At 62.3% G+C, this 23725-nt stretch carries 25 protein-coding genes; 12 read left to right on the forward strand and 13 right to left on the reverse strand.

Going from position 1 to position 23725, the window contains the following annotated elements:
• The coding region (locus tag VL598_RS08865) for a pyridoxine/pyridoxamine 5'-phosphate oxidase (protein ID WP_325326339.1) at window positions 1-299 on the reverse strand (299 nt) is incomplete at its 3' end.
• Window positions 300-551: 252 nt separating this feature from the next.
• On the opposite strand from VL598_RS08865, the gene VL598_RS08870 reads away from it, so the two are divergent.
• Window positions 552-1430, forward strand: coding sequence for a tRNA threonylcarbamoyladenosine dehydratase (locus VL598_RS08870; RefSeq protein WP_325326340.1), 879 nt, complete (start codon window positions 552-554; stop codon window positions 1428-1430).
• Between the two features lie 194 nt (window positions 1431-1624).
• Here the strand turns inward: VL598_RS08870 and trxA are convergent, their stop codons facing one another.
• The 4 genes from trxA to tsaE form a co-directional block, all read right to left on the reverse strand.
• Complete coding sequence (trxA, locus tag VL598_RS08875) at window positions 1625-2473, reverse strand: thioredoxin (protein WP_325326341.1); 849 nt, start codon at window positions 2471-2473, stop codon at window positions 1625-1627.
• Window positions 2474-2551: 78 nt separating this feature from the next.
• A complete protein-coding gene (locus VL598_RS08880) occupies window positions 2552-3442 on the reverse strand; it encodes a pirin family protein (protein WP_325326342.1) in 891 nt (296 codons plus the stop codon).
• A 102-nt stretch (window positions 3443-3544) separates the two neighbouring features.
• Complete coding sequence (locus VL598_RS08885; protein ID WP_325326343.1) at window positions 3545-5137, reverse strand: N-acetylmuramoyl-L-alanine amidase; 1593 nt, start codon at window positions 5135-5137, stop codon at window positions 3545-3547.
• On the reverse strand, window positions 5131-5667 hold the full coding sequence (gene tsaE, locus VL598_RS08890; RefSeq protein WP_325326344.1) for a tRNA (adenosine(37)-N6)-threonylcarbamoyltransferase complex ATPase subunit type 1 TsaE: 537 nt from the start codon (window positions 5665-5667) through the stop codon (window positions 5131-5133). Before tsaE ends, VL598_RS08885 begins: the two co-directional genes overlap by 7 nt.
• A gap of 49 nt (window positions 5668-5716) precedes the next feature.
• Here tsaE and queG point away from each other — a divergent pair, with 49 nt between their 5' ends.
• From queG to plsY, 5 genes are all read left to right on the forward strand, one after another.
• Window positions 5717-7273 carry a tRNA epoxyqueuosine(34) reductase QueG gene (gene queG, locus VL598_RS08895; RefSeq protein ID WP_325326345.1) on the forward strand — a complete coding sequence of 519 codons (1557 nt, stop codon included), beginning with the start codon at window positions 5717-5719 and terminating at the stop codon, window positions 7271-7273.
• 166 nt (window positions 7274-7439) lie between these two features.
• Entirely contained in the window at window positions 7440-7925 is a 486-nt protein-coding gene (locus VL598_RS08900; RefSeq protein WP_325326360.1) for a methylated-DNA--[protein]-cysteine S-methyltransferase, read from the forward strand.
• A 17-nt stretch (window positions 7926-7942) separates the two neighbouring features.
• Complete coding sequence (xerD, locus tag VL598_RS08905) at window positions 7943-8914, forward strand: site-specific tyrosine recombinase XerD (protein ID WP_325326361.1); 972 nt, start codon at window positions 7943-7945, stop codon at window positions 8912-8914.
• Window positions 8915-8978: 64 nt separating this feature from the next.
• On the forward strand, window positions 8979-9470 hold the full coding sequence (gene ybaK, locus VL598_RS08910) for a Cys-tRNA(Pro) deacylase (RefSeq protein WP_325326346.1): 492 nt from the start codon (window positions 8979-8981) through the stop codon (window positions 9468-9470).
• A 128-nt stretch (window positions 9471-9598) separates the two neighbouring features.
• On the forward strand, window positions 9599-10258 hold the full coding sequence (gene plsY, locus VL598_RS08915) for a glycerol-3-phosphate 1-O-acyltransferase PlsY (RefSeq protein ID WP_325326347.1): 660 nt from the start codon (window positions 9599-9601) through the stop codon (window positions 10256-10258).
• Between the two features lie 117 nt (window positions 10259-10375).
• Here plsY and VL598_RS08920 read toward each other — a convergent pair whose 3' ends face one another.
• Complete coding sequence (locus tag VL598_RS08920) at window positions 10376-10861, reverse strand: YajQ family cyclic di-GMP-binding protein (RefSeq protein ID WP_325326348.1); 486 nt, start codon at window positions 10859-10861, stop codon at window positions 10376-10378.
• A 158-nt stretch (window positions 10862-11019) separates the two neighbouring features.
• Here VL598_RS08920 and murB point away from each other — a divergent pair, with 158 nt between their 5' ends.
• A complete protein-coding gene (gene murB, locus VL598_RS08925; protein WP_325326349.1) occupies window positions 11020-12051 on the forward strand; it encodes a UDP-N-acetylmuramate dehydrogenase in 1032 nt (343 codons plus the stop codon).
• A gap of 97 nt (window positions 12052-12148) precedes the next feature.
• Here the strand turns inward: murB and argF are convergent, their stop codons facing one another.
• Window positions 12149-13078, reverse strand: coding sequence for an ornithine carbamoyltransferase (gene argF, locus VL598_RS08930; protein ID WP_325326350.1), 930 nt, complete (start codon window positions 13076-13078; stop codon window positions 12149-12151).
• 244 nt (window positions 13079-13322) lie between these two features.
• Between argF and VL598_RS08935 the strand changes: the two genes are divergently transcribed.
• On the forward strand, window positions 13323-13658 hold the full coding sequence (locus VL598_RS08935; protein ID WP_325326362.1) for a DUF3579 domain-containing protein: 336 nt from the start codon (window positions 13323-13325) through the stop codon (window positions 13656-13658).
• Window positions 13659-13988: 330 nt separating this feature from the next.
• Here the strand turns inward: VL598_RS08935 and rpsT are convergent, their stop codons facing one another.
• Entirely contained in the window at window positions 13989-14267 is a 279-nt protein-coding gene (rpsT, locus tag VL598_RS08940) for a 30S ribosomal protein S20 (protein WP_325326351.1), read from the reverse strand.
• Between the two features lie 393 nt (window positions 14268-14660).
• Between rpsT and murJ the strand changes: the two genes are divergently transcribed.
• Window positions 14661-16211 (forward strand): murein biosynthesis integral membrane protein MurJ, encoded by a 1551-nt coding sequence (gene murJ, locus VL598_RS08945; RefSeq protein WP_325326352.1) that lies wholly within the window; start codon window positions 14661-14663, stop codon window positions 16209-16211.
• 5 nt (window positions 16212-16216) lie between these two features.
• The gene (locus VL598_RS08950) at window positions 16217-17068 is read left to right on the forward strand and encodes a SirB1 family protein (protein ID WP_325326363.1); all 852 of its coding nucleotides are present in this window, start codon (window positions 16217-16219) and stop codon (window positions 17066-17068) included.
• Between the two features lie 72 nt (window positions 17069-17140).
• On the opposite strand, the gene VL598_RS08955 is transcribed toward VL598_RS08950, so the two are convergent.
• From VL598_RS08955 to lpxK, 5 genes are all read right to left on the reverse strand, one after another.
• Window positions 17141-17899 (reverse strand): SDR family NAD(P)-dependent oxidoreductase, encoded by a 759-nt coding sequence (locus VL598_RS08955; protein ID WP_325326353.1) that lies wholly within the window; start codon window positions 17897-17899, stop codon window positions 17141-17143.
• Window positions 17900-18097: 198 nt separating this feature from the next.
• Window positions 18098-18760 carry an adenylate kinase gene (gene adk, locus VL598_RS08960; RefSeq protein ID WP_325326354.1) on the reverse strand — a complete coding sequence of 221 codons (663 nt, stop codon included), beginning with the start codon at window positions 18758-18760 and terminating at the stop codon, window positions 18098-18100.
• 193 nt (window positions 18761-18953) lie between these two features.
• The gene (kdsB, locus tag VL598_RS08965) at window positions 18954-19790 is read right to left on the reverse strand and encodes a 3-deoxy-manno-octulosonate cytidylyltransferase (protein ID WP_325326355.1); all 837 of its coding nucleotides are present in this window, start codon (window positions 19788-19790) and stop codon (window positions 18954-18956) included.
• Window positions 19791-19848: 58 nt separating this feature from the next.
• Entirely contained in the window at window positions 19849-20055 is a 207-nt protein-coding gene (locus tag VL598_RS08970; protein ID WP_325326356.1) for a Trm112 family protein, read from the reverse strand.
• A complete protein-coding gene (lpxK, locus tag VL598_RS08975; protein WP_325326357.1) occupies window positions 20036-21073 on the reverse strand; it encodes a tetraacyldisaccharide 4'-kinase in 1038 nt (345 codons plus the stop codon). Before lpxK ends, VL598_RS08970 begins: the two co-directional genes overlap by 20 nt.
• Before the next feature lie 417 nt (window positions 21074-21490).
• Here lpxK and xseA point away from each other — a divergent pair, with 417 nt between their 5' ends.
• Window positions 21491-22870 carry an exodeoxyribonuclease VII large subunit gene (xseA, locus tag VL598_RS08980; RefSeq protein WP_325326358.1) on the forward strand — a complete coding sequence of 460 codons (1380 nt, stop codon included), beginning with the start codon at window positions 21491-21493 and terminating at the stop codon, window positions 22868-22870.
• Between the two features lie 280 nt (window positions 22871-23150).
• Window positions 23151-23725, forward strand: a 575-nt coding sequence (locus tag VL598_RS08985) for a superoxide dismutase (RefSeq protein WP_325326359.1), incomplete at its 3' end; no start/stop codon positions are given.

The raw sequence follows: 23725 nt of genomic DNA on the forward strand, positions 1-23725 counted from the left end.
ATCCAATGAAAGAGCAAGGCTGCATGCGAGTTCGCCGCGAGCTCGAGGCCCTTGCGGCTTTCGTAATTTGTGAAGAATACGAAGCCGCGTTCGTCGACGCCTTTGATCAGCAGAATGCGCGCTGACGGACGGCCTTCGGCATCGGCCGTGGCAACCGTCATCGCATTCGGTTCGGGTAGCTGCGCGTCCAGGGCCTGCTGGAACCACACCGCGAATTGGCGGATGGGGTCCGGGTCTACACTGTCTTCGTCAAGCGACCCGCGCGCGTAGTCTTTACGGAGTTCGGCAAGGGAAATCATGGTTCTATGTGACCGCTTTTAACCGGGTCAGTATAGTGAAAGCCGAAAAAAGTTGCCGCGAGGTGCGAGAGTCGAGCTAGCCCATATGTGCTCGCGCTAAGTTGCCAAATCGCAGGGCATGCCTCGCGGACGCGATTAATGTGAGAGTTCTGCCGAACGATGCGGGTTGGGTGGGAGTGGCACATATAGCTCAATCGGCGAGCGCATCGGGCACAATACGGGATTTTGGCCGCAGCAGGAGACACCCGTACCATGCCTGGCACCGAGGCGACTACGTCCGAATTGACTTCCGAATCGCAACTGCAACTCGATCGTGATATCGACCGCGCGGATCGGGCGCGCCGCTTTGGCGGTGTGGCGCGGCTTTATGGTGCGTCAGCGCTGAGCGCCTTCGAACGGGCTCACGTGGCGGTGATTGGAATCGGCGGCGTCGGCTCGTGGGTTGCGGAGGCGCTGGCCCGCAGTGCAATCGGAAAACTGACGCTGGTCGATCTCGACAACGTCGCCGAAAGCAACACGAATCGCCAGATTCATGCGCTCGACGGCAACTACGGCAAGCCGAAAGTGGCGGCAATGGCCGAGCGCATCGCGCTCATCGATCCCGCCTGTGACGTTCGCCTCATCGAGGATTTTGCCGAGCCCGGCAACTTCGAGACGCTGTTCGGCAACGGCTTCGACTATCTGATCGATGCCATCGACAGCGTGCGTACCAAAACGGCATTGATCGCCTGGTGCGTGGCCCGCGGCCAGCCCCTCATCACGGTGGGCGGGGCCGGTGGCCAGCTCGATCCCACGCGCATTCGCATTGATGATCTTGCGCATACGATTCAGGATCCGCTGTTGTCCAAAGTGCGCGGGCAACTACGCAAGCACCACGGCTTTCCGCGCGGCCCCAAAGCCAAATTCAAGGTAAGCGCTGTCTACTCGGACGAGCCGCTCATCTACCCGGAAGCGGCCGTCTGCGACATTGACAATGAGGCGCAGCATCTCACCACCGCACCCGGTCATCAGGGTCCCGTCGGCCTCAACTGCGCGGGGTTCGGTTCGAGCGTCTGCGTGACGGCGAGCTTCGGGTTTGCCGCTGCCGCGCACGTGCTGAGCGCACTGGCGAAGGCGGCCGCCGCGAACTGACGCCTGTCTGGCACTCGAACCCGAGGTTCGGGCGATGGAAACGAGGTAAGCGGGGCGAGTACCTCAGCGTCGAGGAAGCCGGCAGATCTCGTCGTCGGCGAAGCCGAAAGGGGCTTCCTCTTGACCGAACGCGGTGCCGTGACTGACAGCGTCGCGCCCGCTCAAGTGCTCAGCTTCGTTCAGCTCAGCTCAGCTCAGTTCAGCGCGGCGCTCAGCTTGCGGCGCCATGCCGAGACGATTTCCGGCCGATGGGCGGCTTGATCGAACACGGCGAGCATCGTTGTGCGCCCGATATCGTCGCGAAACGTCCGATCGCGCTTCACGATCTCGAGCAGTTGCTCGAGCGCCCCTTCGTAAGCGCGCCGTGCGATGAGCAGATTCGCGAAATCGAGGCGGGCCTCCAGATCGCCCGGGTTGGCCGCGATGCGTGCCTCCAGCGCGTCGGTAGGGGGCAAATCGGCAGCCGTATCGAGCGCGTCGAGCCGTGTCTTCAGCTCGCTGTAGCGCGCGTCCATGCCTTCGGTCACCTTGGGCGACAGCAAATCGGCCTCGTTGCGTGCCTCGTCAATGCGTTCTTCATCGAGCAGCAGCTCGATCAGGTCGAGTCGCGCGTCGTCGAACCCGGGATCGAGCGCAAGCGCCGCCTTCAAATGATTGAAGGCCGTGTCGCGCTGGCCTTCCTCGATCGCAGCCAACGCCATGTGGCGCTCGGCCTCGGCTGAATCCGGCGCCAGCTGGTCGAGAAATGCGCGCAGCTGGCCTTCTGGCAGGATGCCGATGAATTGATCGACGGGCTGGCCATCGGCGAAGGCAACCACATGCGGAATGCTGCGCACCTGGAAGTGCGCGGCGAGCTCCGGGTTCTCGTCGACATTGACCTTGACGAGCCGCCATTTGCCGGCGTATTCGTTCTCGAGTTTTTCCAGCAGCGGGCCGAGTGCTTTGCATGGGCCGCACCACGGCGCCCAGAAATCGACTAGGACCGGGACGCGCGTGGACGTCTCGATTACGTCCTGTTCGAAGGTGGCCAAAGTGGTGTTCATCAGATTTTGCTCCGGTCTTGAGGTGGGACCGTCTTCACATTGGGGCTGCCCCAAAATATTTCAACCGGGGGCAACCCTTTAGTGCTGCCGCGAACCTCGTTCGGGCAGGGGAATCCATTCTGTCTCACCGGGAACCTTGCCCATTGCCTGATCGGTCCACGCGCGTTTTGCTTGCTCGATCCGTTCGCGGGAGCTTGCAACAAAGTTCCAATCGATGAAGCGCCCGCCGGCAAGCTTTGCTCCGCCGAGCAACATGACGCGGGCACCCGTCGGGCTCGAGAGCATCGCTGTCCGTCCTTCGGCGAGCACGGCCATCTGGCCGATGGCCAGCGGCACATCGTCGACATTTACGCTGCCGTCGACCACATAAACGCCTCGCTCCTCGTGCTCGGGCTCGAGCGCCAATATGCCGCCCGCGGCAAAGCGGGCCGCGACATAGAGCGTCGGCGAAAACGTGGCGACAGGGGAGCGGGCGTTAAAGGCAGTGCCCGCCACGATGTCGAGCTGCACACCGTCGCGTTCGAGGCGCGGCAGCGTCGTAGCGCAATGGTGTTCGAAGCTCGGCTCGGCGTCCTCATTTTCGAGGGGCAGCGCGATCCAGGTCTGGATGCCGTGCAGCACGCGAGCGTCGCGCCCGCGCTCCTCTTCGGGCGTGCGCTCGGAATGGACAATGCCGCGGCCGGCCGTCATCCAATTCACGTCACCTGGCTCAATTTTCTGGACAGAGCCGATGCTGTCGCGGTGCATTATTGCGCCCTCGAACAAATACGTGACCGTAGCGAGGCCGATGTGCGGATGGGGGCGGACGTCGAGTCCCGCGCCGGCCGCGAGGCTCGCGGGGCCCATATGGTCGAAGAAAATAAAGGGGCCGACGAGGCGCGCGGCGAGCGCCGGCAGCACACGTCGCACGGCGATGCCGCCTACGTCGCGCAGCGACGGCTTGATGATGGTCTGGACCGACGAGGACATGGAGGCGCTCCTTTTCGCGCGATGCGCGTCACCCAGCGACGACAACTTATTCTACCCATGTGCTGCCCCCGCTCGCTTACGGCGAAACGCCCCCCCGATGGACTACGCCATGCGGTTCTTGGAGAGCGGCGGGTTGGCGGCGAAATAGTGCTTGATCCCTTTCAGGATTGCGCCCGCCATTTGCGTCCGATAACCTTCATTTTGCAGGCGCACCTCCTCCTCGGGATTGCTGATGAAAGCCGTCTCAACGAGGATCGACGGAATATCGGGCGCTTTGAGCACGGCAAAGCCCGCCTGTTCGACCGAACCCTTGTGCAGCTTGTTGATGCCGCCAATCTCGTTCAGCACGAACGAGCCGTAGCGCATCGAGTCGCGGATCTGGGCCGTCGTCGACATGTCGAACAGAGCGCGGTTGACCACGTCGTCCTGCGTCTTCACGTTGATGCCGCCGATGAGGTCAGAGGCGTTTTCCTTGTTGGCCATCCAGCGCGCGGCGGCGCTCGAGGCGCCATGATCGGACAGCGCGAATACCGAGGAGCCGCGCGCGGTCGGGGTAGTGAACGCATCGGCATGAATCGAGACGAAAAGGTCCGCGCCAACGCGCCGTGCCTTTTGCACACGCACGTTCAGCGGAACGAAGAAGTCGTCGTCGCGCGTCATCATCGCCCGCATGTTCGGCTGCGCATCGATCATCGCTCGCAGCTTCTTGGCGATGTCGAGTGCAACGTGCTTCTCGTAGGTGCCTGCGCCGCCGATCGCGCCTGGGTCCTCTCCGCCGTGGCCGGGGTCAACCGCCACAGTCAGCAGGCGAACCGTTTTTCCGCTTTTTGACGTTGAAAATGGGGCTGCATCGCCGTCAAGACCGTCGCCGTTGTCGTTGCGCACGAGGGCGCTCGACGAGCCCGCGCCGCTGCCGTCCTTGTTTCGCGTGGTACCGGGCTTGCGCTTGTCCCCACCCGGCGCGCCGGTTCCCCCCAACGCTGCAGTGGCCGGTGACCCGCCTGATGTCGCCGGATGTTCCGGCGGCGTATTCTGCGCATAGCGTTGGAAGAAGGTGTCGCTATTGTCGGCGCTCGGCGACAGCGGCGTACCCGGCCCCGCGAGCGGTTCAGGCGCAGGCGCCTGCGCGAGGGTGTCGGTGTCGGATTGGCGGCCGTTCAGTGCCTTTTCCTTTTGCTCGGTTTGCGCGAGGAGATCCATCAGCGGATCGGGCGCCACGGTAGGATAAAGGTCGAGCACGAGCCGGTAGCGATAGTTGCCCACCGGTTCCAGCGAGAACACCTGCGGCTTGATAGAGCCTTTGAGGTCGAAGACAAGACGCACGACGTGCGGCTGATACTGTCCCACCCGCACCGCGCTGATTTGCGGGTCATTCGGTGCGATTTTCGAGACCAGATCGCGCAGCGCCTGATCCAGATCCAGGCCACTCAGATCGAGAACGAGCCGGTCGGGTGCCTGCAGCAATTTCTGAGTGGTTTGCAGCGGCTGATCGGATTCGATGGTGACGCGCGTATAGTCGCGCGCGGGCCAAACGCGCACGCCCAACACCGAACTGGCAAAGGCACGCGTTGCGGCGAAAGGCGAGGCAAGACCTACGATGAGCGCCGACGCCCCCGCGCGCAATATCTGTCGACGACGCCAGTTATGCGTGGCGGTTGCGGCGGATTCGATCGAGCGGAAAGGTTTGATCAACATTGTTCGAGACATGCTTTTCCAGATTCGCTGTAGGCGCGCGCATCGAGCAGACGACGCTCCTCGTCTGCATTGAGTGCAAAAACGAGATCGGGCGGGCCGAGCAGGTTGCCTGCCTTTTGCGGCCATTCAACAAGGCAAACCGCGCCTGAGTCGAAATAGTCGCGAAAGCCGCTGTCGGCCCATTCGGCCGGATCGGCAAAACGATAAAGATCGAAGTGATAGACCTCGAGCTCGCCATCGGGTCGTGCGAGCGCGTACGGTTCGACGAGCGTGTAAGTGGGGCTGCGCACTCGGCCTCGATGGCCGAGGCCGGCAAGCGTCGCACGCACCAGCGCCGTCTTGCCGGCGCCTAGATCGCCGAGCAGCTGCACATGCAGCCCGTTGAAGTCTGGTAATAAGCGCGCTTGCTCGAGGGCGAGCGCGAAGCGCACACCGAACGATTCCGTCGCGGCGAGGTTCTCGAGCACAAAGCGGCGCTCGAGCAGGGCGCTCGCGGGCAGATGGAACGGTGAATCAGGCGCTACGGGCATTCTCGTAAAATAGCGTGATGAAACATGTCCGGAATAAGCCGCCCAAGAGATGACAGCATCCGATGCGGTTCCCACCTCGTGCGTCAGTTTCGACCCGCAAGACGATAGTCTCGCGGGACGGGGCGATGACGCGCTGCCGGCAGGCACCGTAGCTGCCGCGAGTGTACCCGACGCCGCTGACCGGCTTGACGCAAGAACGCTGGCCGCGCTCGCCACGCGGATCAAGGCGTGGGGCCGCGAGCTAGGTTTTGGCGCCATCGGCATCAGCGATACGGATCTCTCTGCCGCCGAAGCGGCGTTAGCGGCCTGGCTCGAAGCAGGCTGCCACGGCGAGATGGATTATATGGCCAAACATGGGATGAAACGTGCGCGTCCTGCCGAGCTCGTGGCCGGCACGCTACGAGTCATCACCGCACGCATGGCCTATTTGCCGGCCTCGACAATCGCCGGCGGCTCTCATGAAAGCACACCGTCAGATTCCGGGCCCGGCGACTGGCGTGCGCGCGAGCGCTCGCGGCTTGCTGACCCGATGGCCGCGGTTGTCTCCGTCTACGCACGCGGACGCGACTATCACAAGGTGATGCGGCAGCGGCTGCAGCAGCTTGCCGAGCGCATCGAGCGGGATATTGGGCCCTACGGCCATCGTGTCTTCACCGATTCCGCGCCGGTGCTTGAAGTCGAGCTTGCGCAAAAAGGGAACATTGGCTGGCGTGGCAAGCATACGCTGCTGATCGAACGCGATGCGGGTTCGTTCTTTTTTCTCGGCGAGATCTACGTCGATATTGCGTTGCCGATTGATGCGCCAGTGAGCGCCGATGCGCTCGGGAAGACGCATGCAGGCGACGGTGCGGCGATCGATGCGGATGACGTTATCGATAGCAATCCGGAGGGCGCTATTTCACGCGCTCGGTTTGATGGGCAGCTGGACGCCGGCGTTGGCACGGGCAGTGTGGCAAAGGGCGGCGAAGAGGGCAACGCGAATGCTGGCGCCAACGCGAAGGCAGCCGTAAGGCCGGTGGCGCGCCAAGCGGGCGCGCACTGCGGGCATTGCACGCGCTGTATCGATGCCTGCCCGACGGGTGCGATCGTTGGTCCGTTTCGCGTCGATGCTCGCCGCTGCGTTTCTTATCTGACGATTGAATTGAAGGGCAGCATTCCGGAGGCGCTGCGTCCGCTTATCGGCAATCGTGTTTACGGATGCGACGACTGCCAGCTCGTTTGCCCGTGGAACAAGTTTGCGCAGGCCGCACCCGTTGGCGACTTTGACGCTCGACATGGGCTCGATCGCTCAACGCTCGTCGACCTCTTCGCATGGAGCGCCGAAGAGTTCGACGCGCGCATGCAAGGCAGTGCGATCCGCCGTATCGGTTACGAGTGCTGGCTGCGTAACCTGGCCGTCGGGCTCGGCAATGCGTTGCGCGCCGATGCCGGGGCGGCGCTCGCGAAGCCCGACAGAGAGCGTATCGTCGACGCGCTGCGTGGGCGAGCAGACGACGCTTCACCGCTCGTTCGCGAGCACGTGCAATGGGCGCTTCAAGCCACGTCACTGTGTGCTGTCGACGAACAACGCAAAGCCGGGAGCGATGACGAGGGACGTTCGAATTGAGACGCCTTCTACAGCGCACGCACCGTATGCCAGCGAGCATGCTATCGATACATCGGGCGATTTGAGTATCAGTGTGCTGCTGAAAACTCGCATCGAGGCATTTGAGGCATGATGGGGCGAGGCGTGAAAGGAGCCTGAAATGAGACGCACAGCAGAGGAGCACAGTATGCACAATGCCGTGATTGAGGCACCGTTCGGCAAGGTCGGCATTGGTGTCGACGATATGGCGGGCGTGGTGCGCCTTATCGAATATCTGCCCGCCGAGGTGGCGGCTGTTGCGCCCGATTCCGAGCTGTCGGAGCGCGCGGCGCGGCAGATCGCGCGCTACCTTGCGTCGCCGACCTTCTCATTCGATTTGCCGTTGGCGGATGTCGGCACGCCGTTTCAGCGACGCGTTTGGCAAGCCATCCGCGACATTCCTCCCGGAGAGGTGATCAGTTATGGGGCGCTCGCGAGACGCGTGGGCGGGGTGCCGCGTGCGGTCGGCCAAGCGTGCGGCGACAATCCATTCCCGATTGTCATCGCCTGCCACCGCGTAGTCGCAGCGAACGGCCTGGGCGGTTTTGCCCACCATGGCGATGACGGCTTTTTTGTACGTGTGAAGCGATGGCTGATTGCGCATGAAAGCGCGCAGCAGTCGCTCGCGTTATGAGTGACATTTTGAGTGACATGTCGAACGTCGAAGAGTCGCGCGAACGAAGCGAGCACCACGGCAGCGAGCCGGCATTGGCTGGGCCGACACTGGCGCAATCGGCCGCAAGTGTGCAATCGATCGATGCCTTTTGCGATGCGCTTTGGCTCGAGCATGGGCTTGCGCGCAATACGCTCGATGCCTACCGGCGCGACCTGCGGCTCTTTGCCGAGTGGCTCGCTCACGAGCACGGGGTGTGTCTCGACGAAGCGGACGAGACGCGGGTCAATGACTACATTGCCGCGCGCAGCGACGGCAAGGCGACCTCGGCGAACCGGCGCTTGTCCGTGTTCCGCCGCTACTACGCATGGGCGATGCGCGAGCGCCGTGCGCAATCGGACCCGACGTTGCGGATTCGCTCGGCGAAGCAACCCCCGCGTTTTCCGTCGACCTTGACCGAAAAGCAGGTCGAGGCGCTGCTTGCTGCGCCCGACGTCGAAACGTCGCTCGGTTTGCGCGATCGGACAATGCTCGAGCTGATGTATGCGAGCGGCTTACGTGTGAGTGAGCTCGTGGGTCTCACGACGGTCGAAGTGGGGCTTAACGAAGGGGTCGTCCGCGTCATGGGCAAGGGCTCGAAGGAGCGGCTCGTCCCGTTCGGGGAAGAGGCGCATGGCTGGATAACACGCTATCTGCGCGAGGCACGGCCCGCGCTGCTTGGCGCACGTGTCGCCGATGCGCTGTTCGTGACCGGGCGCGGCGACGGCATGACGCGACAACAATTTTGGAACATCATCAAGCGCCACGCGCGCGCGGCGCAAATCCATGCGCCGCTTTCCCCGCATACGCTGCGCCATGCATTCGCGACGCATCTGCTGAATCACGGTGCCGATTTGCGCGCCGTGCAAATGCTGCTTGGCCACGCCGACATTTCGACTACGCAAATTTACACGCATGTCGCACGCGAACGCTTGAAGACGCTGCACGCGATTCATCACCCGCGCGGGTGAGCGGTTCGCTGCGTAGCGGAGGCGTAATACCGGCAGCGCCGGCACTGCCGGTACAATGCGGCCGATGAGCAAAGCCAAACACGTTTCGGAGACGCCCGCGACGCAGTTTCTGCGCCGCCACGGGGTGAGCTTCGGTGAGCATCCGTACGATTACATCGAGCATGGCGGCACGGCCGAATCGGCGCGCCAACTTGGGGTCGACGAGCACATTGTCGTCAAGACGCTTGTCATGGAAGACGAGCATGCCAAGCCGCTCATTGTGCTCATGCATGGCGATCGCACCGTGTCGACAAAAAACCTTGCGCGGCAGATTGGCGTCAAGCGCGTTGAGCCATGCAAGCCTGAAATCGCGAACCGGCACTCGGGCTACTTCGTCGGCGGCACGTCGCCCTTCGGCACGAAGAAAGCCATGGCTGTGTACGTGGAGGCGAGCATTCTCGAGCTCGACGTGATCTACCTGAATGGGGGACGGCGCGGTTATCTGATCAGCATCGCGCCTTCTATCGTTGCCTCGCTGCTGAAGGCGCAACCTGTTAACTGCGCTAGCCTCGATTGAGTCGATCTTCTCGATCGAGCTTCGTTCGTGCTTCGGTAAAATGAGCGCCGCGCGCCACCGCCGCATAGATTTCAAACTAGAGGCGCGCCATTGCTCAACCGTTTTGTCACACGCCTAAAGCCACTCTTATGGAAATTCTGATCGCCGCCGTTGCCGCCTATTTGATCGGATCGGTGTCGTTTGCCGTGATCGTCAGCGCCGCAATGGGGCTTGCCGATCCGCGCTCTTACGGCTCAAAAAACCCGGGCGCGACAAACGTCCTGAGAAGCGGCAACAAGGCGGCTGCGATCTTGACCTTGGTCGGCGATGCATTCAAAGGCTGGCTCGCCGTATGGCTTGCCGCGCATGTCGGGCGGCGTTATGGGTTTGATGATGGTGCGGTGGCTGTCGCCGCACTCGCGGTCTTTCTTGGCCACCTGTATCCGATCTTCTTCAAGTTCAAGGGCGGCAAGGGCGTCGCCACGGCGGCAGGTGTGCTGCTCGCGCTCAACCCAGTACTCGGTGTTGCCACGCTGCTGACCTGGCTCATCATTGCGTTTTTCTTCCGCTACTCGTCGCTGGCGGCACTTGCTGCGGCTGTTTTTGCGCCGCTTTTCGATCTCTTTCTGTTTGGTCCCAACGTCATGGCCTGGGCCGTTTTCGGAATGAGCGCGCTGCTCGTCTGGCGCCATCGAACGAACATTGCCAAGCTGATCGCCGGAGAGGAAAGCCGCATCGGACAGAAGAAGGCCGACGCGGCGGCCCGCGCGAAGCACGACCAAAGCGCTGGCCACGCACGGAAGCACTGAAAAACGCGGGCGTTTGCTAAACGCACCTACGCCGCTGCAATCGCACAGTCGAGCGTTGGCCGGACTCGGTTTGGACAGCCGCAGCGCCCGGCCATTGCGCTATGAGAACAAAACCAATCAGTCGCGGAAATTGTTGAACTCTAGCGGCGTATCGGTCACGTCCTTGCGCAGCATCGCGATGACGCTTTGCAGATCGTCGCGCTTGGCTCCGGAAACGCGGACTGCATCTCCCTGAATGCTCGCCTGGACTTTCATCTTGCTGTCCTTGATGAGCCTGACGATCTTCTTGGCTAGATCGCCCGATACGCCATTCTTGATGGTGACGACCTGCTTGACCTTGTCGCCGCCAATTTTCTCGATTTTGCCGTAATCGAGAAACCGTACGTCGACCCCGCGCTTCGCCATCTTGTTGACGAGCACGTCCTTCACTTGCCCGAGCTTGAAGTCGTCGTCGGCATACATCGTGAGTTCGCGCTCCTTTTGCTCCACTCGGGCATCGGATCCCTTGAAGTCGAAGCGCGTCGAAATTTCCTTGTTGGCTTGTTCGATCGCGTTCTTCACTTCGACCATGTTGGCTTCGCAAACGACATCGAACGTCGGCATCTTGTTTCTCCCAATTTTTGAGGCTGCTCGCGCTTCACTCGCGCCTTCGCGGTGTGCCGCGCTCGCTATAATCACGGACTGATCGCCATTTTACCCATCCCATCCTCATTGCCCAAGCCGCGCCGTCCGCTGCGGTGTCGCAGGGAAGCACTTTGCCGATGTCTTCGCACGATTCGATTGCCTTCAAGTCCGACTACTCGCTGCGCGAGCACAACTCATTTGGCTTCGACGTACGCGCGCGCCTCGCATGTCGGATCGAAACCGCGGAGCAATTTGCGTTGGCCGCGCGTGAAGCGCGTGCGCGCGGTTTGCCCCGATTGGTACTCGGGGGCGGCAGCAACATCGTGTTCACGGGCGATTTCGATGGCCTTGTGATGCTCGTTGCACTGAGCGGCAAGCGGATCGTGCGTACCGACGACGACGCATGGTATGTCGAGGCTGCGGCGGGTGAGAGCTGGCATGGGTTTGTCGAATGGACGCTGGCGATGGGGCTCCCTGGCCTGGAGAACCTCGCGTTGATTCCGGGGACGGTTGGGGCCGCACCGATTCAGAACATTGGTGCGTACGGGCTCGAGATGGGCGAGTATTGCGCGTCGCTCTCCGCCATTGAGCTGGCGACAGGGGAGGTGGTCGAATTCGATGCAGCAGCGTGCCGCTTCGGCTATCGCGACAGCTTCTTTAAACGGGAAGGACGCGATCGGTTCGCGATTACGTCGGTGACTTTTCGTCTGCCCAGAGCTTGGACGCCGCGCGCCGACTACGCCGATCTCGCGCGCGAACTCGAAGCGCGCGGCACATCGGCGACGCCCCAAGCCATCTTCGATGCCGTCGTCGCCGTTCGCCGATCGAAGCTGCCCGACCCGCTTGCGCTCGGCAACGCGGGAAGCTTCTTTAAGAATCCTGTCGTCGATGTGGCCGCGTACGAGGCCTTGCGCGCGGAGGAGCCGAACATGGTGGCTTACGCGCAGCCGGATGGCCGAGTGAAGCTTGCCGCCGGTTGGCTGATTGACCGATGTGGCTGGAAGGGGCGCTCGCTCGGCCACGCCGCCGTTCACGACCGGCAGGCGCTAGTGCTCGTCAACCCCGGTCAGGCGACAGGCTCGGACGTGCTCGCGCTCGCCCACGCGATCCAAGACGACGTGAAGCAACACTTCGGCGTCGATCTTGAACCTGAACCGCTGGTGGTCTAGCTTCTTTCACCGTTCGCGGGTTTGCAGTTTGTTGCGACGGCGGGCGAGCGCTTGAGTGCGCTCGCGTCAGCAAGGCTGTTTCAGCCTTCGGTGAGTCTTAGTGATTCAGCTTGCCAAGCAGCAGAAACTCCATCAACGCCTTTTGCACATGCAGACGGTTTTCGGCTTCGTCCCAGACTACGCTTTGCGGGCCGTCGATCACCTCGGCACTCACTTCCTCGCCGCGGTGGGCGGGGAGGCAGTGCATGAAAAGGGCGTCAGCATTGGCCTCGCGCATCATCTGCTCGTCGACGCACCAGTCGGCAAACGCGGCCTTGCGGGCCTCGTTTTCTGCCTCGAAGCCCATGCTCGTCCAAACGTCCGTCGTGACGAGATCGGCGCCGCGGCATGCTTCATGCGGATCGTCGAACTCCACAAAAAACGGCGCACTCTCGGGGGCGACGAGTGCTGGGTCGAGCTTGTAGCCAGCGGGCGTCGACACCTGCAGCTTGAAGCCGAGAATCTGCGCGGCTTCGATCCAGGTGTAGAGCATGTTGTTGGCGTCACCAACCCACGCAACGGTCTTGCCAGCGATGGGGCCGCGGTGCTCGTAGAACGTGAAGATGTCGGCCAGCACCTGGCAGGGGTGGTACTCGTTCGTGAGCCCGTTGATGACGGGCACGCGTGAGTTTTCGGCAAAGCGGCGAAGGATGTCCTGCCCGAACGTGCGGATCATGATGATGTCGACCATCCGCGAGATGACCTGCGCTGCGTCTTCGATCGGCTCGCCGCGGCCGAGTTGCGTATCTCGCGTGCTCATGAACACGGCGTGACCGCCCAGCTGGAAGATACCCGCTTCAAAGGACAGCCGCGTGCGCGTCGAGTGCTTCTCGAAGATCATCGCGAGCGTGCGGTCGTGCAGCGGATGATAAGTCTCATAGTTCTTGAACTTGCGCTTCAGAATGCGCGTGCGCTCAAGCACATACTCGTACTCTTGCAGCGAGAAGTCGTTGAACTGCAGGTAGTGGCGGATCTTGTTGTCGGACATGAAACAAATACGGCGGACTGACCCGGCTGTAAAGCCGGACTGCGCCGCCGTCGGATGTGATGACCCGATCCAGCATAAAGGATTTTGTTTCGTTTGACGAGCCGATAAATCTCAGTATTCGAGCAGGCGGACCGTAACGGGCTTCTTATGTGCAGTGCGGAAAAAGCGACGCCCCCAGGTGTATAATCCCGATGAATACTCGAGCCCGGCGGCTGGCTTCGGGCGCATCGCATGGGTTTCTTACATGGCCGAAGCACCGTTCATAGAGTACTTTATTCAGGGCATAACCAAAGGCGGAAAGAAGTTCCGGCCGAGCGACTGGGCCGAACGTCTCGCGGGCGTTATGGCTTGCTACGGCCCGGGCACCAAAGGCCCGAATGCCTATCTGCAGTACTCCTCATACGTGCGCCCAGTGGTGCTGGGCGACCTTAAGTGCGTCATCGTCGATTCCCGTTTGCGCGAAACTGAACCGATGGCGTTCGACTTCGTCATGAATTTCGCGAAGGACAACGATCTCGTCGTGACACAAGCCTGTGAGCTGCCGACGCATCACGGCTCGGTGCAGCACAGCAAATCTTGAGGCAGACGGGGGCGGGGCAGGTCACCGCTCGAATTTGAGTGCTGTTCGTCGATTGCTTTGGCCGATCGCGCAACAAAAAAGCCCGCTTGTGCGGGCTTTTTTGTTGTGGACCATCATCGCGGGTAATCGGCGCACCCACAGGACACAGGTCATACGGCGACATGGGTCATATGGCGGTACGCAGATCTTGATGCGCGTTAAGCAGTTGTGAGCCCACGCGCGCCCGGATTGTCCAGCAGGGCGATACCTCTACTGCACGCAGTGCGTGCAGTTTTGCCGGCGCTTTGCAACGCTCGGCGCGCAAAGCGCGCGCCGCAAATCATTGAGCAATTACGCGGCGGCAGCCTGCTGCATGCCCTTGATTGCAGCTGCAAGGCGGCTCTTGTGACGTGCGGCCTTGTTCTTGTGGACGATCTTCTTGTCGGCGATGACATCGAGCGTCTTGGCCGACAGGTGGAAGACCTCGGCAGCTTTAGCGTGGTCGCCAGCGTCGATCGCCTTGCGAACAGCCTTGACAGCCGTGCGGTACTTCGAGCGAAGCGCCGAGTTGTGCGAGTTTGCCTTCGCGGCTTGGCGGGCGCGCTTGCGTGCTTGTTTGGAGTTTGCCATGAGAGTTCCTAGTCCTGTTCTGTTCCCGGTGCCCGGATACAAGTCCGTTCGAGCGCCGTCTCGATCGAAACCTCCGGGAACGATTGCCCGGGGGCGCAAAGCGCAGGCGTTGCGAGCTCGCGTTCACGACGCATCGCTTCGAAACGCGCGAGTATAGCAACAAAATCAGAGGGATGGCAAATCATGGCGCGGGCGAAGGCGCTCCGACGAAGCGATAAACCCGATGCCCGCGCTGTCGCCAAGCGCGCTTTAGCGTGAAGGCCGTGGCACTGCCGCAGCCGCCGAGACGTCGTGCGTCACGCTCGACGGGAACCCAGAGCGCTTTGATAGGTCGATGGTGGGGGTCGAATCGGGCGGAATGCCGCCACGGGTGCCCCGTATAATAGCCGCCCCATGAACCTATTCCGAGCGTTGCTGACTGTAAGCGGCTTCACGCTGCTTTCGCGCGTAACCGGCCTCGTCCGCGAAACGCTGATCGCCCGTGCCTTTGGTGCGAGCCTCTACACCGACGCGTTTTACGTCGCTTTCCGTATTCCGAACCTGCTTCGGCGGCTCTCGGCCGAAGGTGCGTTTTCGCAAGCTTTTGTGCCGATCCTCGCTGAGTTCAAGAACAGCCAGGGGCACGACGCGACCAAAGCGCTTGTCGATGCGATGTCGACCGTACTCGCCTGGGCCCTTGCGCTGCTGTCGCTCGTCGGTGTGGCGGCCGCGTCAAGCGTCGTGTTTGCCGTGGCTTCCGGGTTGAAGAGCGACGGCCAGGCCTTCGTGCTTGCCGTGTCGATGACGCGGATCATGTTCCCCTACATCCTCTTCGTTTCGCTGACGACGCTCGCCGCCGGCGTCCTGAACACCTACGGCAGCTTTTCGCTGCCGGCCTTCGCGCCGGTGCTGCTCAACGTGGCGTTCATTGCGGCGGCGCTCTTCGTCGCGCCGCACCTGAACGTGCCCATCTTCGCACTCGCCTGGGCCGTCATTGTGGGTGGCGTATTGCAGTTCGCGGTGCAGTGGCCGGGACTGCGAAAAATCGACATGGCGCCACGCATCGGCCTCAATCTGCTCGCCGCACTTTCGCACCGCGGCGTCAAGCGCGTGTTGGTCAAAATGGTGCCGGCCACGTTCGCGGTCTCGGTTGCTCAGCTTTCTCTCATCATCAACACGAATATCGCGTCCCGCCTCGGGCCGGGGGCCGTGTCATGGATCAACTATGCCGACCGCCTCATGGAGTTCCCCACCGCGCTGCTCGGCGTAGCGCTCGGCACGATCCTGCTGCCGAGCCTATCGAAGGCTCATGTCGACGATGATTCGCATGAGTATTCGGCACTGCTCGACTGGGGGCTGCGCGTGACGTTTTTGCTCGCGGCTCCGAGCGCGCTCGCGCTGTTCTTGTTCGCGGAACCGCTGACGGCCACGCTGTTCAATTACGGGCGCTTCGATGGCCATTCGGTCGTCATGGTGGGCCGCGCGCTCGCGGCCTACGGCGTCGGTCTCATCGGTCTCATCGTCATCAAAATTCTTGCGCCGGGCTTTTATGCCAAGCAGGACATCAAGACGCCGGTGAAAATAGGCGTCGGCGTCCTCATTGCCACGCAGCTCGGCAACCTCGCGTTCGTCCCTGTATTTGCGCACGCCGGATTGACGCTCAGCGTCGGGCTCGGCGCTTGCGTTAATGCCGTTTTGTTATACGTGGGTCTGCGCAGGCGCGGTATCTACATCCCATCGAGCGGCTGGGCGCTGTTTCTCGTCCAGCTCCTCGGTGCCTCGCTCGTCCTTGCGGGCGCGATGCACTGGTGTGCCGAGAATTTCGACTGGATCGGTCTGCATGCGCGACCGCTGGCTCGGGTTGTGTTGCTTGCAGCCTGCATCGTTCTGTTCGCCGCACTATATTTCAGTATGCTGTGGCTGATGGGCTTCAAATACGCATACTTCAGAAGGCGTACCAAGTGACGCTCATGACATCGGTTCTCGATTACTTCGCCACGCTGGTGGCCGATGACGACACGCTGCCCGTGACGGAAACTGCGCTGACGCTCGCGCAGGATGCGTATCCGGATGTCGATCTTCAAGCGACACTCGCGGAGATCGACGAGTTGGCATTGCGGCTTAAACGCCGCTTGCCCGGCGAGGCAACCCTCACGGACCGCATCGGCACGCTCAATCGCTTTTTCTTCCGCGAGCTCGGTTTTGCGGGCAACGTGAACGATTATTACGACCCCGACAACAGCCATCTCAACATCGTTCTCAAGCGTCGCCGGGGCATTCCGATTTCGCTTGCCGTCCTCTATATGGAACTCGGCGAGCAGATCGGCGTATCCGTCAAGGGTGTTGGCTTCCCAGGACACTTCCTGTTGCGTGTGACGTTGCCCGAAGGCGACGTCATGCTTGATCCGACGACGGGGCAGTCGCTCTCCGAGGCGCAGATGGTCGATATGCTCGAGCCGTATCTCTCGCACAGCAGCGGGGATTCGATCGGCAACGCATTGCGGATGCTGCTGCAGCCGGCCACGGGCCGCGAAATCATTGCGCGGATGCTGCGTAATCTAAAGGCGATCTACGTGCAAACGGAGCGATGGCAGCGCCTGCTCGCGGTACAGCAGCGCCTCGTGATCCTGCTGCCCGGCAGCATCGAGGAGGTTCGCGATCGCGGTTTCGCCTATGCGCGGCTCGATTACCTGCGGCCCGCGCTCGAGGATCTGGAACGCTATCTCGACGATCGGCCCGATGCCGACGACGCGATGGCGGTCGAATCGCAACTGCATGAGTTGCGTCAGCGCACCGATCACGGCGACGACGATCAAGGGTGATCCTGCGTTGTTGAGCGCTCCATCAGGTCGGGTAGGGCAGCTAGCATAGGGCCGCACCAAGATGCTCAACGCCTATTTGGGCTGCATGCGGATCGCACCATCAAGCCGGATCACCTCGCCGTTGAGCATTGGATTGTCGAAGATCTGCTTGACGAGCATCGCATATTCACTGGGCTTGCCGAGCCGCGGCGGGAACGGCACCGTTGCGCCCAATGATTCCTGCACTTCCTTGGGCATGTCGAGGAGCATCGGCGTCTCGAAGATGCCTGGGGCGATCGTCATGACGCGGATGCCGTTGCGGGAAAGATCGCGTGCGATCGGCAGTGTCATACCGGCTACGCCGCTTTTGGATGCTGCATAGGCTGCCTGACCGATCTGTCCGTCGAATGCCGCGACCGATGCGGTGTTGACCACGACACCGCGCTCGCCGCTTTCATTCGGAGCATTTTTCGCCATGGCGGCTGCGGCGAGACGCAACACGTTGAATGTCCCGATCAAGTTGATTTCGATCGTGCGTTGAAAGAGTTCGAGCGAATGCGGCCCGTCCTTGCCGACCGTTTTCATCGCCGGCGCGACACCGGCGCAGTTCACGAGGCCGACGAGCATGCCGAGCCCGGTTGCCGCTTGCACGGCCCGCGCGGCATCGTCTTCGCGGCTCACGTCGCATTTCACGAATACGCCGCCGAGTTCGTTAGCGAGTGCGTTGCCTGCTGCTTCGTTGAGATCGGCGATGGCGACCTTGCCGCCGTGCTCGGCGAAGAGGTGCGCCGTAGCGGCGCCAAGGCCCGATGCTGCGCCAGTGATCAGGAATGCATTGCCGCGAATGTCCATGCTCGAGCTCCTTTCGTCTTCGACCGTGACAGGCCCGGCGCGAAGCGCGGCTCGTGACCGTGCGGCGGGCGGGGCAGTCGTCGATTGTAGTCGCTGGCAGGCCAACAAAAAAACCCGCCACATGGGCGGGTTTTCGCGTTCGGGGAAAGCAGGGCGGCTTCGAGTCTCGACTGCGAGCTAGTCGGCGCCCGTGGCGCGTTACTTCAGCGCCTCGAACACTCGCTGACGAATCTCGTCGACGGTGCCCAGACCCGAAATGCTGCGGTATTGCGGCGGGTTCAATCCATTTTCCACGCCGCGCCGAGACCATTGCGAGTAGTAGTCGATGAGCGGCTTCGTCTGCGACACGTAAACCTCGAGGCGCTTTTTGACCGTCTCTTCTTTGTCGTCATCGCGCTGAATCAGCGGCTCGCCCGTCAGATCGTCCTTGCCTTCGACCTTCGGCGGGTTGAACTTCACATGATACGTGCGCCCCGATGCCGGGTGAATGCGGCGACCGCTCATGCGGACAATGATCTCTTCGAACGGCACGTCGACTTCGAGGACGTAGTCGATCGCGACGCCAGCTTCCTTCATCGCTTCCGCTTGGGGCAGCGTGCGCGGAAAACCGTCGAAAAGATACCCGTTTGCGCAATCCGGCCCACGCAGGCGCTCTTTCACCAGATTGATGATGAGCGCATCGGGCACGAGTTCGCCCGCATCCATGTAGCGCTTCGCCTCAATGCCGAGCGGCGCGCCGGCTTGGACTGCCGCACGCAGCATGTCGCCGGTGGAAATCTGCGGAATCCCAAATTTTTCCTTGATGAAGCTCGCTTGGGTGCCCTTTCCGGCGCCAGGCGCACCCAACAGGATTAGACGCATGGTGGTATCTCCGAATCATGTATTGAATGCGGCGCGACATCCGGACATCGTCGGCCGACGCCCGTGGCCGCGCGAATGACGATAGCCGCCCGCCGATGTATCGCTCGAGCGATAGTGCGGCGACGGCGGCAGCAAGTCAGGCGACGGGAACTGATGAGCCGAATGTTGCAAATGCTCGCGTAATCAGTCTCGATTATGCCATGCCCTCTTGGGGGTCCAGTCGAAAAAGCGAGCGAACGCGTTGGAGGTCGGCCGGCGTATCGACACCGGGCGCGGGCGCTTCGTGCGTGATGAGGACGGCGATGCGCTCACCGTGCCACATTGCCCTGAGCTGCTCGAGCATCTCTGCCTGCTCGATCGGCGCTTGCGCGAGCTGAGGATAACACCGCAGAAATCGCGCCCGGTAGGCGTAAAGCCCGATGTGACGATAAGTCGCAGATGCCGACGGTGCAGGCATGGCTCCAATGTCGATCGTTTTTGGGGAGCAATGCGGCTGGTAGGCGTCGCGCAGCCACGGGATCGGCGCGCGTGAGAAGTACAGCGCGCGGCCGCGGGCATCGAGAACGACCTTGACGACGTTAGGGTTGAACACGTCGGCTGCATCGGCAATCGGGTGGGCGGCCGTCGCGATCGCACAGTCGGGATTCGCGGCCAGATGCCTGGCAACGGCACGCACGAGTGCAGGGTCGATCAGCGGTTCGTCGCCTTGGACATTGACGACGATCGTGTCGTCGCTCCAATTCAAGCGTGAGGCCACCTCGGCGAGGCGATCGGTGCCGGACGGATGATCCGCACGCGTGAGCAGCGCCTCGACACCGTGAGCGCGGGCCACATCGAGGACGGGCTCGGCATCGGACGCGATGAACACTTGCGCGGCGCCCGACGCGCGCGCACGCTCAGCGACGCGCACGACCATCGGCTTGCCGGCGATGTCGACAAGGGGTTTTTCCGGCAGGCGGGTGGAAGCGAGGCGGGCGGGCACGACAACAACGAATGGCGGTGCGTCGGCCAACGAAGAAGATGCAGTCATCGAAAAGTAAGAGGGGGCCGCTTTATGGGCGAGGTCGTGTGACGCGCGGCGCGCGGTGTTATGCCCCGCCCGTGGGGGCGACCGGTTCGACAGGTGTGCCTTCGACAGTCTGCCGGGCCTCGTCGACCAGCATGACAGGAATGCCGTCACGGATCGGGAAGGCCAGCTTGTCAGCTTGGCAGATCAGTTCCTGCTTCGCCCGTTCGTAACGAAGCGGGCCTTTGCAAATCGGGCAAACGAGGATTTCAAGCAAGCGAGCGTCCACGCAGTTTCTCCACAACGAGAGCGATGAGGCGGCCGGGCAATGCGGCTTCGACAGGAACCACCCAAATCCGTGCGTCGCGCCAATGTCGCAATTTTACTGCATCCTTCTCAGTGATCAGGATCACTTCTGCGTTTGTTCCTTCGAACGGATTGTCATGAAACGCATAGTGGTCGGGCAGCGCGCACGTCTGTGGCGCCAAGCCCGCCGCGCGCAATGTTGCAAAAAAACGCTCGGGCGAGCCGATGCCGGCTGCGGCGAGTATCCGCTCGCCTGCAAACTGGGCCAGCGGGCGGCGCAAGCTTGGCTCTGCGAGGTGCCAGGCGTTGCCGGGTGACAGGGTCAGCGCGAATGTGTCGGGCCAAGGCGGCAACTCGCGGTTGAACGGGTCGTTCACGAGCGTGGCGTCGCGCCGGCGCGACGCCGGCTCGCGCAAGGGCCCGGCAGGCAGCAGGAAACCGTTGCCGGCAAGACGTTGATCGAAGACGACGAGTTCCACGTCGCGCGCGAGCCGGTAGTGCTGCAGGCCGTCGTCGCTGACGATGACGTCGACATCGCCATGTGCGGCCGTCAACGAACGCGCGGCGGCCACGCGATCGGGACAGACCCAGACCGGCGCCCCCGTGCGCCGGGCGATGAGCAGTGGCTCGTCGCCTGCATCCTCGGCGCGGGAGGCTGCGGTGACGGGGCGCGGCCCCGCGAGCTTTGCGCCGTAACCGCGCGAAACGACACCGGGCGTGAAACCCGCGGCACGCAGGGCGTCGACGAGTGCAATGACGGTTGGCGTCTTGCCCGTCCCGCCGACGGTCACGTTGCCGACGACGACGACTGGCACACCGACGCGCACGCTTTCGCGCCAGCCTCGGGAGAAGCTTGCACGGCGCAGCGCGGCCAGTGCTCCGAAGATGAAGGAGAGCGGCCAAAGCGCCCACGCGAGCGCCCCGCGGCGCTGCCATTCGCGCGCGAGATACGATTCGATGCGGGCTTTCAAGCGCACGGCGAGGCGAGTTGGCGCGGACATCGTCGAGGTGGTCAGAGCAGTTTGAGGAGCCGGCACTCTAGCGTGCGCCGGCCGCCAAGAGCAAGCTGCTATGCGTCTTCAAGCGGGTCGCACGCTTCGCGCCTTGCTTCGTGTTCCTGTGGATAACTCTGTGAAAAACGTGCGCAGGAAGCGCAGCAAAAGCCGGTGGATCAAGCTTCTTATCGGTGATGCTATACATCTGACGAAACTCAATCCTTTAAAAATCAACCGCTTAGTTCGTGAGTTCAATGATTGACAGGCCATGCGCCGAAGATTGCAGCAGCGGCTTAAAGTGTGGGAAACCTTGCGCCCGAAGACTTCGCGCGACACGTTCCCCTAGACGGCATCGTGCTGGCGGACTATCGTGTGCAGCGGAAAAAAATCAGGTCCAGCATGCACTCGCGTTCTCCTTCTCCCATGTCCGGTCCCACTGGTTCGACCCCGGGTGGACCCTTCGACGGTGACGTCGCCGTTTCAGTGTCGGCGTTGAACCGATCGATTTCCAGCATGCTCGAGCGTGCGTTTCCGCTCATCTGGGTGGCCGGCGAAGTATCGAACTTCACGCGAGCGGCGAGTGGTCACTGGTACTTCTCGATCAAGGATGCGCAGGCGCAGGTGCGCTGCGTCATGTTCCGAGGCCGTGCGCAGTACGCGGAGTTCACGCCGCGCGAAGGCGACAAAATCGAGGTGCGTGCGCTGGTGACGATGTACGAGCCGCGCGGCGAACTGCAACTGAGCGTGGAGGCGGTGCGTCGCACCGGGCTCGGCCGTCTCTACGAAGCATTTTTGCGCCTCAAGGCAAAGCTCGAGGCCGAGGGTCTTTTTGCGGCAGCGAGAAAGCGCGCACTGCCGACGCATCCGCGCGCGATTGGCATCGTCACCTCGTTGCAGGCCGCGGCCTTGCGTGACGTGCTGACGACGCTCGCGCGCCGTGCGCCGCATATACCCGTCATTGTCTATCCCGCCCCCGTACAGGGCGCAGGGGCGGCTGAGCGCCTGGCGGGGATGATCGCCAAGGCGAACGCGCAGCGCGAGGTGGACGTGCTCATCGTCTGTCGCGGCGGTGGATCCATCGAAGACCTTTGGGCGTTCAACGAGGAGGTGCTCGCACGTGCGATTGCAGAGAGCGAGTTGCCTATCGTGAGCGGGGTTGGGCATGAGACGGATGTGACGATTGCCGATTTCGCCGCCGACGTTCGCGCACCAACTCCGACGGGCGCCGCCGAACTCGTGAGTCCCCAGCGTGTGCTGCTCCTGCGCGAGCTCGACCAGCGCCGAGCGACGCTCGCACGCGGCTTCGGCCGGCTCATGGAGCGCCGCGCGCAGCAGCTCGATTGGCTTGCGCGCCGGCTCGTGAGCCCCGCGGAGCGTTTGAGGCGCCAGAGCGCGCACCTGCAGCAATTGCAGGCGCGTCTTGCCTCGGCTGGCGGCCGTCCGGTACGCGACGCTCGGGCACGCTTTGCGCTCGTGTGTTTGCGCTGGGAGCGGTGGCGGCCCGACTTGGCCGCTCATCGACAGGCATTGAGCGAATTCGCTCGGCGCCTCGACTCGGCGTTTGCGCGACAGCAGGAACGCCGTGGCGCGAAGGTTGCGACGCTGTCAGGACGCCTCGAAGTGCTGAGCCCGAGGCGCACGTTGGAACGAGGTTACGCTGCGTTGCTCGAGGGACACACGGGGCGCGCGGTGCGATCGCCGAATGCACTCAAGCGTGAACGGCGTTACACCCTGCATGTGGCGGAAGGTGCCGCCGACGTGACGCTCGGCGATGTGCAGCCGCGTCTTACGGATGGTTTCTAGCTTCAGATTTTGCTTTGGTTGGGTCGCTCTGAGGAGCGGCGAACCGCGTTGCCACGTCGCGACATTGCTCGCTGCGCGGCTGGTCACGAATCGTCACGAATCGCTATCGACCAGGGTCGCAGGGGGCATTTTCGCACCGATGCAGCGCTCGGCGGTCGTTGCTTTGCGCAAAGGGCAGTTCGTTTGCGGCGTTATTCCAACTCGCCTACAATCGAACGCTCCGAAGCGTCACCCCTAACAAAAAGTACCCACTCGATCATTCGATCAAAGGAACTGCATCATGGAACATACGCTCCCGCAGCTGCCGTACGCAAAAAACGCGCTCGTGCCGCACATGTCGGAAGAGACGCTCGAATTCCACTATGGCAAGCATCATCAGGCTTATGTAACGAACCTGAACAACCTCATCAAGGGCACGGAGTTTGAGAACCTGTCGCTCGAGGAAATCATCAAGAAGTCGTCGGCCGGCATCTTCAATAACTCCGCGCAAGTCTGGAACCACACGTTCTTCTGGAACTGCCTCAAGCCGCAAGGTGGCGGTGCTCCCACGGGCGCGCTTGCCGATGCCATCAACCAGAAGTGGGGCTCGTTCGACAAGTTCAAGGAAGACTTCTCGAAGGCCGCAGTCGGCAACTTCGGTTCCGGCTGGACGTGGCTCGTGAAGAAGGCTGACGGTTCGCTCGACATCGTCTCGACGAGCAACGCCGCCACGCCGCTCACGACGGACGCCAAGGCGCTCCTCACGATCGACGTTTGGGAACACGCCTACTACATCGACTACCGCAATGCGCGGCCGAAGTTCGTCGAATCGTACTGGAACATCGTGAACTGGGACTTCGCGGCGAAGAATTTCGC

It is taken from the genome of Trinickia sp., assembly GCF_035492435.1.
In the GTDB taxonomy this organism is placed as follows: Bacteria; Pseudomonadota; Gammaproteobacteria; order Burkholderiales; family Burkholderiaceae; genus Trinickia.

Coding starts and splice junctions, on each gene's coding strand:
- VL598_RS08870 (WP_325326340.1), top strand. CDS start 552: ATGCCTGGCACCGAGGCGACTACGTCCGAATTGACTTCCGAATCGCAA.
- trxA (WP_325326341.1), bottom strand. CDS start 2,473: ATGAACACCACTTTGGCCACCTTCGAACAGGACGTAATCGAGACGTCC.
- VL598_RS08880 (WP_325326342.1), bottom strand. CDS start 3,442: ATGTCCTCGTCGGTCCAGACCATCATCAAGCCGTCGCTGCGCGACGTA.
- VL598_RS08885 (WP_325326343.1), bottom strand. CDS start 5,137: ATGTTGATCAAACCTTTCCGCTCGATCGAATCCGCCGCAACCGCCACG.
- tsaE (WP_325326344.1), bottom strand. CDS start 5,667: ATGCCCGTAGCGCCTGATTCACCGTTCCATCTGCCCGCGAGCGCCCTG.
- queG (WP_325326345.1), top strand. CDS start 5,717: ATGACAGCATCCGATGCGGTTCCCACCTCGTGCGTCAGTTTCGACCCG.
- VL598_RS08900 (WP_325326360.1), top strand. CDS start 7,440: ATGCACAATGCCGTGATTGAGGCACCGTTCGGCAAGGTCGGCATTGGT.
- xerD (WP_325326361.1), top strand. CDS start 7,943: ATGTCGAACGTCGAAGAGTCGCGCGAACGAAGCGAGCACCACGGCAGC.
- ybaK (WP_325326346.1), top strand. CDS start 8,979: ATGAGCAAAGCCAAACACGTTTCGGAGACGCCCGCGACGCAGTTTCTG.
- plsY (WP_325326347.1), top strand. CDS start 9,599: ATGGAAATTCTGATCGCCGCCGTTGCCGCCTATTTGATCGGATCGGTG.
- VL598_RS08920 (WP_325326348.1), bottom strand. CDS start 10,861: ATGCCGACGTTCGATGTCGTTTGCGAAGCCAACATGGTCGAAGTGAAG.
- murB (WP_325326349.1), top strand. CDS start 11,020: ATGTCTTCGCACGATTCGATTGCCTTCAAGTCCGACTACTCGCTGCGC.
- argF (WP_325326350.1), bottom strand. CDS start 13,078: ATGTCCGACAACAAGATCCGCCACTACCTGCAGTTCAACGACTTCTCG.
- VL598_RS08935 (WP_325326362.1), top strand. CDS start 13,323: ATGGCCGAAGCACCGTTCATAGAGTACTTTATTCAGGGCATAACCAAA.
- rpsT (WP_325326351.1), bottom strand. CDS start 14,267: ATGGCAAACTCCAAACAAGCACGCAAGCGCGCCCGCCAAGCCGCGAAG.
- murJ (WP_325326352.1), top strand. CDS start 14,661: ATGAACCTATTCCGAGCGTTGCTGACTGTAAGCGGCTTCACGCTGCTT.
- VL598_RS08950 (WP_325326363.1), top strand. CDS start 16,217: ATGACATCGGTTCTCGATTACTTCGCCACGCTGGTGGCCGATGACGAC.
- VL598_RS08955 (WP_325326353.1), bottom strand. CDS start 17,899: ATGGACATTCGCGGCAATGCATTCCTGATCACTGGCGCAGCATCGGGC.
- adk (WP_325326354.1), bottom strand. CDS start 18,760: ATGCGTCTAATCCTGTTGGGTGCGCCTGGCGCCGGAAAGGGCACCCAA.
- kdsB (WP_325326355.1), bottom strand. CDS start 19,790: ATGACTGCATCTTCTTCGTTGGCCGACGCACCGCCATTCGTTGTTGTC.
- lpxK (WP_325326357.1), bottom strand. CDS start 21,073: ATGTCCGCGCCAACTCGCCTCGCCGTGCGCTTGAAAGCCCGCATCGAA.
- xseA (WP_325326358.1), top strand. CDS start 21,491: ATGTCCGGTCCCACTGGTTCGACCCCGGGTGGACCCTTCGACGGTGAC.